12 protein-coding genes and 1 pseudogene are annotated in these 14,346 nt (G+C 67.6%); 7 read left to right on the top strand and 6 right to left on the bottom strand.

What is annotated here, in order from left to right; genetic code table 11:
* The first annotated feature begins 528 nt into the window (after window positions 1-528).
* Together ACFSCV_RS17490 and ACFSCV_RS17495 are read left to right on the top strand one after the other, a co-directional pair.
* A complete protein-coding gene (locus ACFSCV_RS17490) occupies window positions 529-801 on the top strand; it encodes an AAA family ATPase (protein WP_378800863.1) in 273 nt (90 codons plus the stop codon).
* A 178-nt stretch (window positions 802-979) separates the two neighbouring features.
* The gene (locus tag ACFSCV_RS17495) at window positions 980-1,792 is read left to right on the top strand and encodes a hypothetical protein (protein WP_378800864.1); all 813 of its coding nucleotides are present in this window, start codon (window positions 980-982) and stop codon (window positions 1,790-1,792) included.
* Between the two features lie 38 nt (window positions 1,793-1,830).
* Here ACFSCV_RS17495 and ACFSCV_RS17500 read toward each other — a convergent pair.
* Window positions 1,831-2,197 (bottom strand): annotated as a pseudogene (locus ACFSCV_RS17500) (transposase); the annotation flags it as partial.
* A 256-nt stretch (window positions 2,198-2,453) separates the two neighbouring features.
* On the opposite strand from ACFSCV_RS17500, the gene ACFSCV_RS17505 reads away from it, so the two are divergent.
* A complete protein-coding gene (locus ACFSCV_RS17505) occupies window positions 2,454-2,843 on the top strand; it encodes a DUF2794 domain-containing protein (protein ID WP_378800865.1) in 390 nt (129 codons plus the stop codon).
* A gap of 27 nt (window positions 2,844-2,870) precedes the next feature.
* Here ACFSCV_RS17505 and ACFSCV_RS17510 read toward each other — a convergent pair whose 3' ends face one another.
* On the bottom strand, window positions 2,871-3,257 hold the full coding sequence (locus ACFSCV_RS17510) for a RidA family protein (RefSeq protein WP_378800866.1): 387 nt from the start codon (window positions 3,255-3,257) through the stop codon (window positions 2,871-2,873).
* A gap of 179 nt (window positions 3,258-3,436) precedes the next feature.
* Complete coding sequence (gene leuD, locus ACFSCV_RS17515; protein WP_378800867.1) at window positions 3,437-4,042, bottom strand: 3-isopropylmalate dehydratase small subunit; 606 nt, start codon at window positions 4,040-4,042, stop codon at window positions 3,437-3,439.
* Between the two features lie 129 nt (window positions 4,043-4,171).
* Here leuD and ACFSCV_RS17520 point away from each other — a divergent pair, with 129 nt between their 5' ends.
* A complete protein-coding gene (locus ACFSCV_RS17520) occupies window positions 4,172-4,903 on the top strand; it encodes a hypothetical protein (protein ID WP_378800868.1) in 732 nt (243 codons plus the stop codon).
* A gap of 18 nt (window positions 4,904-4,921) precedes the next feature.
* Here ACFSCV_RS17520 and thpR read toward each other — a convergent pair whose 3' ends face one another.
* Genes thpR through ACFSCV_RS17535 form a run of 3 tightly spaced genes read right to left on the bottom strand, consistent with a single transcriptional unit; the run spans window position 4,922 to window position 7,167 of the window.
* Window positions 4,922-5,455, bottom strand: coding sequence for an RNA 2',3'-cyclic phosphodiesterase (gene thpR / locus ACFSCV_RS17525; RefSeq protein WP_378800869.1), 534 nt, complete (start codon window positions 5,453-5,455; stop codon window positions 4,922-4,924).
* Between the two features lie 42 nt (window positions 5,456-5,497).
* Window positions 5,498-6,547, bottom strand: coding sequence for an aldo/keto reductase (locus tag ACFSCV_RS17530; RefSeq protein WP_378800870.1), 1,050 nt, complete (start codon window positions 6,545-6,547; stop codon window positions 5,498-5,500).
* Between the two features lie 14 nt (window positions 6,548-6,561).
* Window positions 6,562-7,167, bottom strand: coding sequence for an arylesterase (locus ACFSCV_RS17535; protein ID WP_378800871.1), 606 nt, complete (start codon window positions 7,165-7,167; stop codon window positions 6,562-6,564).
* Window positions 7,168-7,294: 127 nt separating this feature from the next.
* Here ACFSCV_RS17535 and ACFSCV_RS17540 point away from each other — a divergent pair, with 127 nt between their 5' ends.
* The 3 genes from ACFSCV_RS17540 (at window position 7,295) to putA (ending at window position 14,284) form a co-directional block, all read left to right on the top strand.
* Entirely contained in the window at window positions 7,295-7,978 is a 684-nt protein-coding gene (locus ACFSCV_RS17540) for an ABC transporter ATP-binding protein (protein ID WP_378800872.1), read from the top strand.
* The gene (locus tag ACFSCV_RS17545; protein WP_378800873.1) at window positions 7,975-10,563 is read left to right on the top strand and encodes an ABC transporter permease; all 2,589 of its coding nucleotides are present in this window, start codon (window positions 7,975-7,977) and stop codon (window positions 10,561-10,563) included. Before ACFSCV_RS17540 ends, ACFSCV_RS17545 begins: the two co-directional genes overlap by 4 nt.
* A gap of 70 nt (window positions 10,564-10,633) precedes the next feature.
* On the top strand, window positions 10,634-14,284 hold the full coding sequence (putA, locus tag ACFSCV_RS17550; RefSeq protein ID WP_378800874.1) for a bifunctional proline dehydrogenase/L-glutamate gamma-semialdehyde dehydrogenase PutA: 3,651 nt from the start codon (window positions 10,634-10,636) through the stop codon (window positions 14,282-14,284).
* Window positions 14,285-14,346: the final 62 nt, after the last annotated feature.

Consider the following 14,346-nt stretch of genomic DNA (forward strand, 5'->3'; position numbering starts at 1 on the left):
CCGAGGCGGGGCGAATGGGCGGCGGCGTCCTCCGGATGGTGTTCCGATTGGCTGTTCCGCCATCCCACGCTCCCCGTCGTCCTCCGGCTTGACCGGAGGACCCACCTTCAGCGTCGAGCCACAAGCCGGTCATGGATGGTCCGGTCAAGCCGGATCATGACGCGGCGTTTAGGTCGTGAGCTGCGGCTCTGTCTGGCCATTAGAACGGCCGAACCTGAGGGCGTGAAAACCTGCCAGAATGTGCACTGGCTACCGTCGGGAAGAGATTGCGTCGCGGTACGAGGCAGCGCGCAGTCGCCGCGTACACGCGAACTGCCCCGCGCGCCGCGACAAGCTGCGAAAAAGCGATCACGTTCAAGCTCGTGCAGGCTCTGATGATGCCGCTGAGCGCGGGGATGTCCTGAAGTTTAATGAGCGAGGCCGCGTGCCAATGTTGGGCCCAGCGCGCGATTCAAAATGTGCGCCTTGCACCGGGGTGCGATTTACGAGACGGTGAAATCGGACGATATGCAAACTAGGCCGTGACATATGTCGACAACCAAATTCAATCCATTCAGGCCAAATAACATCACGGCTCCTGGCATGTTTGTGGGCCGACTTGAAGAACTAAAGCTCATCGAAAGAGCGCTTTTCCAAACTAAGAACGGAAATCCGCAACATTTTCTCGTCCAGGGCGAGAGAGGAATTGGAAAATCTTCTTTAATTTATTATATTGATAAAATGTCAACTGGAGATTTTCCGGGTCTTGCAGGTGGCGATTTCAAGTTCATAACTGTTTCAGTTGACTTAGGGGGGCTGTAATTCTCAACTAGATATTATCCGTAAGCTTGGGCGGGGTCTCAAGAGTGCGATTGCTTCGAAGCAGCACGTCAAAGAGGCGGTCAAAGATGTTTGGGACTGGCTAACTAATTGGGAAATTTTGGGCGTTAAGTACCATAAACAAAACGAAGATGTCGATATTGAGGAAGTGTCTGAGGAGTTGAGCGACAAACTTAAAAACATATGCTTGAAGTCTGGTGATAGTATTGATGGCATATTAATATTGATAGACGAAGCTGACCGGCCGTCAGCAGACGCTGGTTTGGGAGAATTATTGAAGCTGTTGTCAGAAAGACTGGCCAGATGCGACTGCAATCAAGTCTTGATTGGCCTTGCTGCGCTTCCAACTATTATGGCAAAGTTGCGCGACAGTCATGAGTCTTCTCCTCGTTTATTCCATACGATGCTCTTGGAGCCACTTGAGCAAGGCGAACGAGAGAAGGTCGTCGAGCTAGGGCTAATGTTGGCTACCCACAAGAACAAGTTCGTTACTAACATTACGGTTGATGCTAAAGCATTTATAGCAGAGCTATCGGAAGGATACCCGCATTTTATTCAACAATTCGCATACAGTGCGTTCGAGGTAGATGAAGACAATGAAATAGACGAAGATGACGTAGCAAGGGGGGCTTTCGAAGATGGGGGTGCCTTAAGTCAGCTTGGTGATAAATTTTTTAATGAAATGTATCATGCAAGAATTTCATCGTCTGAGTATAGGCGTGTATTAGATGCTATGGCAGAACATGGAGATAGCTGGATATCGCGTGCAAAGATAAAAAAAGAATCTGGTGTTGGGGAGACGAATATTAATAATGCACTGCAGGCGCTTAAAACAAGGCAAGTCATTATGTCAGATGAAACGAGGCGCGGTTTTTATAGGCTGCCGACGAATTCATTCGCAGCTTGGATCAACGCGACCAAAGCGGCTAGGGCTAAGCGGGATGCGCAGAGAGGCTATGTCGCTGGCGAATAGGCGGATTGGTCATGTGGCCGAGCGTCCATTAGCGTCCATTAGCGATCATTAGCGATCATTAGCGTCCATTGAGCCACCGTCCGTTGCCAGTCCCCGCATAAATCCGGCTGACGTCATGCCCCAACCGAAGTCCAAGCGAGCGGTAGGCGAGCGCACCGTTGTCCATCCGGCGGTGATCTTCCAAGCCGCCTCGTGGGCGTACTGGCTGAGGTGGCGGGGCGAGATGCCATGATGCTGGCCGGTCACCATGCGGCGCAGGCGTGAGAAGTAGCGTTCGGCCTGATTGGTGCACGCGCGCCGTTGAAGCTGAACGCCTCAGAGTGATTGATGCGAGGCTTCGTCCGTGTAGATGATGGCGAGCCGATCCACGTCAAGCTTTGCGATTCCGCCGCCTTCGCCTTCCGCGTTAGCAGAACCGCGACGACGCGGCGCGTGCCGCTCTATTCCTGCGAAGCCGCCGTCTCACGCTCCCCGCCAACCTCCAGCTTGACCGGAGGACCCATCTCGGGCGTCCAGCTCCACGTCCGGCATGGATGGTCCGGTCACGCCGGACCATGACGCGCGGCCGGGCCTAAGCCGGCGCCCGCGTAGGACCTCCAACAGTCCGCCTTGCGCGGGCTTGCCCACGGGGCGATCATGACGCCCCGATGAAGGAGGCGCCATGAGCGATCAGGAGCCCATACGTTTCGTGCCCCGGTCCGGTCCGTCCGCCGCGGGCGCGCCGCCGTCGTCCCCGCCGGGCGCTCCGCCGCAGCAGGTCTCGTTCGACCGCCGGGAGCTCAACGCGCTCCTGAACCTCTATGGACGGATGGTCGCCGCCGGCGAATGGCGGGACTACGCCATCGACTTCCTGAGGGAGCAGGCGGTGTTTTCGGTGTTCCGGCGCACGAGCGAGGCGCCGCTCTACCGCATCGAGAAGACGCCGAAGCTCGCGCGGCGGCAGGGCGCCTACGCGGTCGTGACCACGACCGGGCTGATCCTGAAGCGCGGGCCGGACCTCGCCCGCGTGCTCGACGTGCTGGACCGCAAGCTCCGCCTGGTCGTCAACTGACGGCGGAGCGGGGAGGGGGCCGCCGCCTCAGCGGACCCGGACGCGGGCCGTGACCTCGACCTCGACCTTCATCTCGGGCTTGAGCAGGCCGCACACCAGAACGGCGCTGGCCGGGCGGATCTCGCCAAAGATCTCGCCGGTGACCTTGAACAGCTCGTCCGCCGTGGCGGCGTCGGTCAGGTAGTAGCGGGTCTGCACCACGTCCGCGAAGGTGGCGCCGGCTTCCCGGAGCGCCTTCTCGATGGTCGCGAAGGCGTTGCGGGTCTGCTGCTCCACGCTCTCCGGCATGGTCATGGTGGCGTAGTCGTAGCCGGTGGTGCCGGAGACGAACACGAACTCGCCGTCGATCACGGCGCGGCTGTAGCCCGCGGTCTTCTCGAAGGGGGAGCCGGTGGAGATCAGGCGGCGGGACATGGGCTGGACGAGGCTCTCGGTGACGGGCGGAGGAGGAGGGAACGGGGCTTTGCGCGCGGCGAGAGGGCGTCCGCGCGGCGTTAACCCCGAGATTGCGCGCAAATGAACCCGATCCGGTTCATTTCAGGGCGCGGTTCACCCGGCATTCACGCGCGCGTTAACCCGCCGCGCAGGCCGTTTCAGGCCCAGGGGCGGTCGGCCGCGAGCTTCTGTTCGAAGCCGTCGATCACGGAGGCCTTCTGCATGGTGAGGCCGATGTCGTCGAGCCCCTCCAGCAGGCAGCGCTTGCGGAACGGGTCGATCTCGAACGTCACCTTGCCGCCGTCGGGGCCGCGGATCTCCTGGGCCGCCAGGTCGACGGTCAGCCTAGCGTTGGCGCCGCGCTCGGCGTCGTCGAGCAGCTTGGCGTGGTCCTCCGGCGAGACCACGATCGGCAGGATGCCGTTCTTGAAGCAGTTGTTGTAGAAGATGTCCGCGAACGAGGTCGAGATCACGCAGCGGATGCCCTTGTCGAGCAGGGCCCACGGCGCGTGCTCGCGCGAGGAGCCGCAGCCGAAATTGTCGCCGGCCACAAGGATTTGCGCGTCGGCGTAGGCCGGCTTGTTCAGCACGAAGTCGGGGTTCTCGCTGCCGTCCGCGTTGTACCGGAGCTCGGCGAACAGGCCCTTGCCGAGGCCGGTGCGCTTGATCGTCTTGAGGTACTGCTTCGGAATGATCATGTCGGTGTCGATGTTGATCATCGGCAGCGGCGCGGCGATCGCGGTCAGGGTCTCGAACTTCTGCATCTGACGTCTCCTTCGCGCGCTGTCATGCTCCCGCCGGAAAGTTCGGTCAAGGCGCTCGCGATGTCTGATATAGGGACGCCACGCGCGCAAAACCGCGTGGTTCCGGCGCGAACGGGGGCGCCTCGCCGCATGATCTTCTCGATTCACATTCCCAAGACCGCCGGCACCAGCTTCCGCAACGCGCTCCAGGCGCGCTACGGAGACCGGCTCGCGCTCTACTACGGGCCGAACGACCCGGCGACCCATCCGCTGCTGCGGCGCGCCTCGCGCAAGAACCTGGTCGCCCACGTGCCGCGGCTTGAAGACCACGGCATCGAGGTCCTGCACGGACATTACGTCCTGCCGCTGGTCGAGAAGGCGGTGACGGATCCCTCCCGTCAGCTCTGGACATGGCTGCGGGACCCCGTGGAGCGGATCATTTCGCACTACTCCTACATCCGCGAACGCCCGACGAAATGGTCTTTTGACGAAGAGATTAAGGCCGGCGAGCTGTCGCTGCTGAAGTTCTCCGCCATGCGCAGGTTCCGAAACCTGCACTCCCAGTATCTTCGCGGGATCGACATCGAGGAGTTCGGCTTCGTCGGTCTGTCCGAGCGGTTCGAGCTGGGGCTCGGCATGCTGTTCGGCGAAGAGGCGCCGCAACTGCCCCGGCGCTACAACGCCACCGACGACAAGCTGGAGGCCGACGAGGCGACGCGCGCCCGCATCCATGCCTTCAATGTCGACGACTACCAGCTTTACGGTCGCGCAGCCCGGACGCTGATCGATCGGGTCGCAGCGAGCCGCGGCGTCGTCACGCCGGCGCGGCCGGAAAAGGCCGGCGCGAGCCTCGTGAAGCGCCTCATCCGCAAGGTGCAGTGACGGCGGCCGCTCCGCGCCTCAGCGCAGCGGATAGGCGGCCTCGACCACATATGGACCGCCGCCGACGGAATCGCGCGACGAGTACAGCACGAACTGCTCCGCGCGGAAGGAGAGCCCCGGCGGCCCGCCCCTGAGGCCGAGATAGTCCGCGACCGCGCGGGGCGAGGCGTCCCTGAGCCGCGCCAGCGTCACATGCGGCGCGAACTTGCGGGATTCGGCGGGCAGCCCGGCGCGCCGCGCCAGCCGTTCGTGCTCAGCCTGAAGTTCGAGGATCGCCGGCGACGGCGAAACCTTCGCGATCAGCGCGCGGGGCCGCGCGCCTCCGAAAGCGTCCGGTCCGGCGATCGTCACCTCGAACGGCGGCCTTCGCACCTGACCCAGCAGGTAGGCGGCCTCCTGCGCGGTCTCCTCGTCGATGTCGCCGAGGAAGCGCAGCGTGATGTGGTAGTTCTCCACGTCGATCCAGCGCGCGCCGGAGAGCCCGCCGCGGTAGCCGGCGAGCGCCAGGCCGATCTCGTCCGGCACTTCGATCGCGGTGAACAGCCGAGGCATCGCCCGCGCCCTCAAAAACCACGCGCCTGAGAGCCGGAGCCCTCAGGGACAGGGGCTGGTGCGGACCCTGTGGATCGCGTCGACCCGCGCCTCGATGTCCTCCGACCATGGCTGGTCAAAGGCCGCGAGATCGTGCGCCAGCTGGTCCGTGGTGGTCGCCCCGATGATCACCGAGGTCATGAAGGACCGGGTCGCCGCGAACTTCAAGGCGAGATGGGCGGGGCTCCAGCCGATCTCCCCAGCAAGATCGAGATAGGCCGAGATCGCGCCTTCCGCTCCGGGAGTCTCGTAGCGCTGCAGGCGGTCGAACAGCGTCTTGCGGGCGCCCGCCGGCAGAGCGCCGTTCGCGTATTTGCCGGTGAGGTAGCCCTGCGCCAGCGCGGAATAGGCGAGCAGGCCGACGTCTTCGCGCAGCGCGATCTCGGCGAGGCCGGTCTCGAAGGTGCGGTTCAGGAGGTTGTAGGCGTTTTGTATCGAGGCCGGCCGCGGCAGGCCGCGGGCTTCCGCCTCGGCGACGAAGCGCATCGTTCCCCAGGCGCTCTCGTTCGACAGGCCCACATGGCGGATCTTGCCCTCCGTCACCAGCTCGCCGAGAATCGCCAGCGTCTCGTGGATCGGATGCTCGGCCTCTGACGTCACCGGCCGGAACACCGTCGGGTTGGAGCCGAACTGGCTGACCTCGCGATCCGGCCAGTGGAGCTGGTAGAGGTCGATGTAGTCCGTCCGGAGCCTGCGCAGACTGCCCTCGACCGCCTCGCGGATCTGCGCGCGCGAAAGCTCCCCGGTGGAGCCGTCCTTGCGGAACCAGTCCATCACGGTGCGGCCGACGACCTTTGTCGCGACGATCGTGCGCGCCCGGTTGCCGTCCTTCGCGAGCCAGGTTCCGACGATCTCCTCGGTGCGCCCATGCGTCTCCGGCTTGGGCGGGATCGGGTAGAGCTCAGCGGCGTCGAGGAAGTTCACGCCGCGGTCGCGGGCGATGTCGAGCTGGGCGTGGCCTTCGGCTTCGGTGTTCTGTTCGCCGAAGGTCATGGTGCCGAGGCAGACGAGGCTGACGTCGAGCCCCGTGCGCCCGAGCTTGCGATATTCCATTGGTCTGGGTGCCTTCAGGATCGGCGCGCGGCGATCTCGGCGAGGAAGCGTTCGACAGAGGGCGTGATCTTCTCGACCACGACGTCGATCCCGCGCGCGGTGGGATGGATGCCGTCCTGGAGGTTGAGCGTCCGGTCGCCGACCACTCCCTCCAGAAAGAACGGATACAGCACCAGCCCGCGCTCGCGGGCAAGATCGGGATAGATGCTGTCGAAACGTCTGACGTAATCCGCGCCGAGATTGGGCGAGGCGCGCATGCCGGCGAGCATGGCGGGGATGTTGCGCTCGTTGAGCCGATCGAGGATGCGGGTCAGCGCCGCGCGGGTGCGGGTCGGATCGAGGCCTCGCAGCATGTCGTTCGCGCCGAGTTCGACGATCACGCCGTGGGTTCCGTCCGGCACGGACCAGTCGACGCGCTGGGCGCCGGCTTCGGCGGTGTCGCCGGAGACGCCTGCGTTCGCGACGCGGACGTCGTGGCCGCGCGCTCGCAGCGCAGCTTCGAGCCGCGGCGCGAAACCCTCGCGCGGGCCGAGGCCGTAGCCGGCGGTGAGGCTGTCGCCGAGAGCCACGAGCCGGATCGGCCCGCTCTGCGCGGTCGCCGGGCCTGAACGAATGATCACGCTTGCGAGAGCCGCGGCGGTCAGGACCGCCACGGCGCGCCGCGACGGCTGGCGCGCCGCATTCGCGTCGCTATCTGAACCGATGTTGCGGCGCACAGGCGCATTTTCCCGGAAGGCCCACGGCTTCATGACGGCGATCGAACTCCATGGCGTGAATCTGGCGCTGGGCCGGGGGGCCGCCCGTGTGCACATCCTGAAGGATGTAAGCCTTCAGATAGGTCGCGGCGAGAGCGTGGGCATGATTGGGCCTTCGGGTTCTGGCAAGTCGACCCTTCTCATGACGCTCGCGGGCCTCGAACGCCCGGATTCGGGGACCATCAAGGTGCTTGGCCAGGATCTCGGCGCGCTCGACGAGGATGGTCTCGCGCGCTTTCGAGGCCGCAATGTGGGCGTCGTGTTCCAGTCCTTCCATCTCATCCCGACCATGACGGCGATCGAGAACGTCGCGACCCCGCTCGAGCTCGCCGGCGCTCCCGACGCCTTCGAGCGCGCCCGCGCCGAGCTCTCGGCGGTCGGACTGGCCCATCGGATGGACCATCACCCGGCCCAGCTGTCCGGCGGCGAACAGCAGCGCGTGGCGCTGGCGCGGGCTCTGGCGCCGCGGCCCGAAATCCTCGTGGCCGACGAGCCGACCGGCAATCTCGACGAGGGCACCGGCCGCCAGATCGTCGACCTGCTGTTCGCCAAAAGCGCGGAGCGGCGGACGACGCTGGTGCTCGTCACCCACGATCCGGCGCTGGCGGCGCGCTGCGACCGCACCATCCGCCTGCGCTCCGGCCGCATCGAGACCGCGACCGAGGCCGCGGCGTGAGCGACCTTGCGGCGACGGGCGGCGCCTCGGCCCGTGCCGGCGGCTCCGCCTTCCCCGGCGTCATTCTGCGGATCGCGGCGCGCGAGCTGCGCGGCGGGGTGCAGGGCTTCGTGGTGTTCCTGCTCTGCCTCGCGCTCGGCGTCGCGGCCATCGCGGGCGTCGGTTCGCTCGCCCGTGGCCTGACCGAAGGGCTGCAGCGCGAGGGCCGGGTCATCCTCGGCGGCGACGCCTCCTTTTCGCTGATCCACCGCGAGGCGACCGCGCAGGAGCGGGCCACGCTCGACGCTAGGGGCCGGGTGTCCGGCGTCGCCGCGATGCGAGCCATGGCGCGCGCGCCGTCGGGCGATTCGGCTCTCGTCGAACTCAAGGCCGTCGACGACGCATGGCCTCTGGTCGGGGCCGCGACGCTCGATCCGGCGCGGCCGCTGCCCGATCTCCTGGCTGAACGCGACGGCGTCTACGGCGCGGTGGTCGATCCCGCTCTGCTCGCCCGGCTCAATCTCAAGATCGGCGACCGCGTCGAGCTCGGCGTCTCGACCTTCGAGCTGCGCGCGACGCTGGAGCGTGAGCCGGATCAGCTCTCCGCCGGCCTCGGCTTCGGTCCGCGCGTGCTGGTGTCGGACGCGGCGCTGCGCGCCTCGGAGCTTCTGCAGCCCGGCAGTCTGGTGCGCTGGACGTATCGGGTCGTTCTGCCCGGCGCCGCGAACGACGATCAGGTCGCCGCGCTGATCGCGGACGTCGAGCGCGACGCGAAGGAGGCCGGTTTCGAAGCGCGCTCGCGCCTCAACGCCGCGCCGCAGCTCGAGCGAAACCTCAACCGCTTCACGCAGTTCCTGACCATCGTCGGGCTGACGGCGCTGATCGTCGGCGGCGTCGGCGTCGCGAACGCGGTGGCGGCGTTCGTCGACCGCAAGCGGGAGACCATCGCCACGCTGAAAAGCGTCGGCGCCTCGGGGCGCACGGTCTTCCTGATCCACCTGGCGGAGGTGGCGGCGCTCGGGCTGTTCGGCATAGCCATCGGCCTCGCCGCCGGCGCCGCCATCCCGTTCGCGGCCGCCTGGGCGCTGCAGGACCTGCTGCCGCTGCCGCTCGCGCCCTCCGTGTTTCCGCGCGAGCTGGCGCTCGCCTTCGCCTATGGCGCGTTGACGGCGCTCGCCTTCACGTTCTGGCCGCTCGGGCGCGCGCATGACGTCCCGGTGGCGGCGCTGTTCCGCGATCAGGTCGATCCCGGCCGGCGCTGGCCTAGGCCCGCCTACATCGTCGCCACCGTTCTCGCCGTGGCGGCGCTTGCGACGCTCGCGGTCTATGCGTCCTACGACCGGCGTATCGCGGCGATCTTCGTGGTCGCGGCGATCGCGGCCTTCGTCGCGCTTCGGCTGGTGGCGAGCGGGGTCATGGCGCTGGCGGCGCGCCTGCCGCGACCGAAGACGGTGGAGCTGAAGCTCGCGCTCGCGAACATCCACCGCCCCGGCGCGCTGACGCCCTCGGTGGTGCTGTCGCTCGGCCTCGGCCTCGTGCTGCTCGTCGCCCTGACGCTGATCGATTCCTCGATCCGACGGCAGCTCTCGAACGAACTGCCGCAGAAGGCTCCGGCGTTCTTCTTCCTCGACATTCCCTCGGCCGAGCGTGACGCCTTCGACGAGGCGGTGCGCCGCGACGCGCCGGACGCGGAGCTGAACAGCGTGCCTATGCTGCGGGGCTCATTCGTCTCGATCAAGGGCCAGCCCGTCGACGAGGTTTCGGTCGATCCGGAATTCCGCTGGGCGCTGCGCGGCGACCGTGGCGTCACTTTCGCCGAGACGCCGCCCGAGGGCTCGAAGGTGGTCGAAGGCGAATGGTGGGCGAAAGACCATGCCGGCGACGTGCTGGTGTCGTTCGACCGGAGGCTCGCCAACGCCCTCGGCCTCGCCATCGGCGACGAGATCGAGGTCAACGTGCTTGGCCGCACCATCGGCGCGAAGGTGGCGAACCTGCGCGAGATCGCGTGGGAGACGATGGGCATCAACTTCTTCATGGTGTTCTCGCCAAACGCCTTCGCCGGCGCGCCTTACATGAACCTCGCCACCGTCGCCTTCCCCGGCGGCGCGGACGACGCCCGCGAGCTCGGCCTGCTGCGGGACCTGACGAAGGCGTTTCCGAGCCTCACGGCGGTGCGCGTGAAGGACGCGCTCGCCTCGATCAACGTCATTGTCGGCAACCTGGCGCTCGCCATCCGCGCCGCGAGCGCGGTGACGCTGGTCGCGAGCGTGCTGGTGCTCGCCGGGGCGCTGGCCGCCGGGCGGCGACGCCGCGTGTATGAAGCGGTGGTGCTGAAGACGCTCGGCGCGACGAGGTGGCGGCTGCTTGCGGCCTTTGCGGCGGAATACGCCCTGCTGGGCCTCGTCACCGCGGCGTTCGCTCTGGTGGTGGGATCTTTGGCCGCCTGGGGCGTCACGTCCAACATCATGCGCATCGACTTCGCCTTTGATCCCCTCGGCGCCGGGCTCGCCGCGCTGGTCTCGCTGATGCTCACCGTGACGCTCGGGCTGATCGGCGCCTGGCGCGTCCTGGGCGAGACGCCGGCGCGACATCTGAGGAACCTGTAAGCGGCGACGCACTTGCGAAGCGGCGGTCCCGCACGAGGTTCATGGAATGTGAGCCGAAGCAGGAGCCGCCATGGCCGCCGATCCGCCGCCGGCGCCGTTCGACGATCTGGTTTCGCAGCCTGAGGAGCCGCTTCGCGCGGCGGTCGCGGCGGATGCCCTGCGTCCGGAGCAGGAGCTTGTTCCAGAACTGCTGGATCAGCTGCGCTGGACGCCGGACGAGGCGGAGCGGACCCGCACGCTGGCGCTGAGGCTCGTGGCGAGGATGCGCGCCCAAACGCCGCCCGGCGGCGTCGCCGGATTGCTGCGCGCATACGACCTGTCGACGCCGGAAGGTCTCGCGCTGATGCAACTCGCCGAGGCGTTGCTGCGCGTGCCGGACGCCGCGACCCGCGACCTGCTGATTCAGGACAAGCTCTGGGGGCGCGACTGGCGGGCGCATCTCGGCCGCGGTCGCCCCTGGTCGGTGAACGCCGCGACGCTCGGCCTGATGGCGGCGGCCGGTATTGCCGCGACCGCCGGCTCCGCGAGCGCCCCGTCCTTCATCCGCGCGGCGGCCGGGCTTGCGCGGCCGCTGATCCGCCTCGGCGTCGTCCATGCGGTCCGGCGCGTCGGCGACCATTTCGTCGCCGGGCGCGCCATCGACGAGGCGCTGGCGCGGGGACGCGGAGGGGAGGCGAAGGGGTACCTCCACTCCTACGACATGCTGGGCGAAGCCGCGATGACCGCTGAGGACGCCACGCGCCATTTCGCGACCTACGAGGCGGCCATCCACGCCATCGGGAGGGCGTCGCCGGGCAGGAGCCCCTACGCGGGTCCGGGCGTCTCGATCAAGCTGTCGGCGCTTCATCCGCGCTACGAGCGCGCGAAGCGCGGGCGCGTCATGGCCGAGCTGCTGCCGCGCGTCGCGCGGCTCGCCAGTCTCGCGAAAGCGTACGACATCGGGCTGAACGTCGACGCCGAGGAGGCCGACCGGCTGGATCTGTCGCTCGACCTGTTCGAGGCGCTGACGCTCGATCCGGCGCTCGCGGATTGGCAGGGGCTCGGCTTCGTCGTTCAGGCCTACGGCAAGCGGGCGTCGCGGCTGATCGACTGGCTGGCCGACCTCGCCGAGCGCTCGCAGCGGCGGCTGATGGTTCGGCTGGTGAAGGGCGCCTATTGGGACGCCGAGATCAAGCGCGCGCAGATCGCCGGTCTCGACGGGTTCAAGGTGTTCACCCGCAAGGAGCACACGGACCTCAGCTACCTCGCCTGCGCGCGCAAGCTTCTGAGCGCGACCGCACGGCTGTTCCCTCAGTTCGCGACCCACAACGCCCAGACGGTGGCGGCGGTGCTCGCCATGGCCGGCCCCGGATTCCGGCCGGGCGACTACGAGTTTCAGGCGCTCCACGCCATGGCCGATCCGGTCTATGGCGCGCTTTCGCAGGAGAGAGAGAAACGGCCGGTTCGCATCTATGCGCCGGTCGGGGCGCATGAGGCGCTCCTCGCCTATCTCGCCCGGAGGCTGCTGGAGAACGGCGCGAACTCGTCCTTCCTCAACCGCGTCGCCGATGAAACGGAGACGGTGGAACGCCTCGTCGCCGATCCCGTCGCCGTGGCGTTGGCGCGCAAGCCGCTCGGAGCCCCGCACGAGCGCATCGCCGCTCCGCTCGACCTGTTCGAGCCGGAGAGGCGCAACGCCCGTGGCGTCGATCTCGTCGACGATCGCGCTCTCGATGATTTCGCGGCGGCCGCGCGGAAAGCCGCGGCCGCGCCCTGGCGCGCGAAGCCAACGAGCGCAGGGGAGGCGACGACTTGCAGGCCGGTCGTAAATCCCGCGGATCGGGAGGACGTCGTGGGCTACGTGGCGGTCGCGGCGCCCGCCGACATCGAGCGCGCTCTGGCGCTGGCGTCCTCGTCCGCGGGCTGGCGTGGAACGCCCGTGGCCGGAAGGGCCGCGCGCCTGCGCTCCGCAGCCGACGCGATGGAGCGCGAGCTTCCGGGCCTGGCGGGCCTGATCGTGCGCGAGGCGGGCAAGACGGTCCCGAACGCGGTCGCCGAGGTTCGCGAGGCGGTCGATTTCCTTCGTTACTACGCCGTCGAGGCCGAGCGCCGCCTTGGCGACGCCAAGCCTGTCGGGGTCGTCGCCTGCGTCAGTCCGTGGAACTTTCCGCTCGCGATCTTCACCGGACAGGTGGCGGCGGCGCTCGTCGCGGGGAACGCGGTGGTCGCGAAACCGGCGGAGGAGACGCCGCTGATCGCAGCTTGGGCCACGCGCCTGCTGCACGAGGCCGGCGTGCCTGAGGACGCGCTTCAGCTCGTCACCGGGGACGGCGACGTCGGCGCGGCGCTGGTTTCGGACGCGCGTGTGGAAGCGGTCGTCTTCACGGGATCGATTGAGGCCGCCCGCAGCATTCAGCGGGCGCTCGTGGGGCGCCGGACGCGCGACGGCCGGCCGGCTCCGTTCATCGCCGAAACCGGCGGCCAGAACGCGATGATCGCCGATTCGACGGCTCTGCCCGAACAGGTGGTGGCGGACGTCATTCAGTCGGCGTTCGATTCGGCGGGGCAGCGCTGTTCGGCGCTGAGGGCGCTGTTTCTTCAGGATGAGATCGCAGACCGCACGCTGCGGATGCTGAGAGGCGCCTTCCGCGAGCTTGAGATCGGCCGGCCCGACAGGATGTCGACGGATATCGGTCCAGTCATCACGGAGGAGGCGCGCGGGCGCTTCGAGGCGCATGTGGAGGCGATGCGGGCGCGGGGCGCGCGGATCGACCGGCTGCGCCTACCCGACGCGGCGAGGGACGGCTGCTTCGTCGCGCCGACGATCATCGAGATCGCGAGCCTCGCCGATCTGGGGGGCGAGGTGTTCGGCCCGGTCCTGCACGTGCTGCGTTACGACGCCCGCGACCTCGACCATGTGGTCGACGCCGTCAACGCCACCGGCTACGCGCTGACGTTCGGCCTGCACAGCCGGATCGACGAGACAGTGGCGCGGGTGGTCGCGCGCGCGGCGGCCGGAAACGTCTACGTGAACCGCAACATCGTCGGCGCCGTCGTCGGCTCGCAGCCTTTCGGCGGCTCGGGCCTCTCGGGAACGGGCCCCAAGGCGGGTGGGCCGCATTACCTGCGTCGGCTTTGCGCGTTCGCCTCCGATCCTCCCGTCCCCGGCGCCTCCACAGCTGCGGGAGGAGCGGAGCAGGCCTACTCGGACTGGCTCGCCATTGAGGGACTGGACCCCTCGGCGATCCTCGCCCGCGTACATGGGGTCGGCGTCCCGGTCGGACCCATGCGCGACCTGCCGGGACCCGTCGGCGATCGCAATCGCTACGCGCTGGCGGCTTGCGGCCGCGTGCTGACAAGGGCGGAGGAGGAAATGCAGCAACTCGCGCAGGTGGCGGCCGTAATGGCCGCCGGCGGCGTCGCGATCGTGGAGGCCGGGTCACCGGCCGCGGCGCGGCTGTCGCGGCTGCCGGACGGCCTCGCGCCCCGCGTGCGCATCGTCGAGGATTGGCGGGAGGCCGGGATCGCCGCGGCCCTGTTTCAGGGCGGGGATGACGCGCTGACAGATCTGCAGCGCGAGCTTTCCGAGCTGCCGGGCGGGGTCACGACGGTCCATGTGGCGAAGGCCGCGCCGGACGATCGGGAGCTTCGTTACGACGTGACGGCCCTGCTTCGGGAGCGTTCTGTTTCGATCAACACGGCCGCGGCCGGCGGAAACGCCGAACTGATGGCGCGAGCCTGACGGTTCGTGTGGTCGACGCGACCGTCGGGACCTGCGATCGCCGGTCCCGACGGTTCGGTCGA

Source organism: Methylopila henanensis (assembly GCF_042681025.1).
GTDB lineage: Bacteria > Pseudomonadota > Alphaproteobacteria > Rhizobiales > Methylopilaceae > Methylopila > Methylopila henanensis.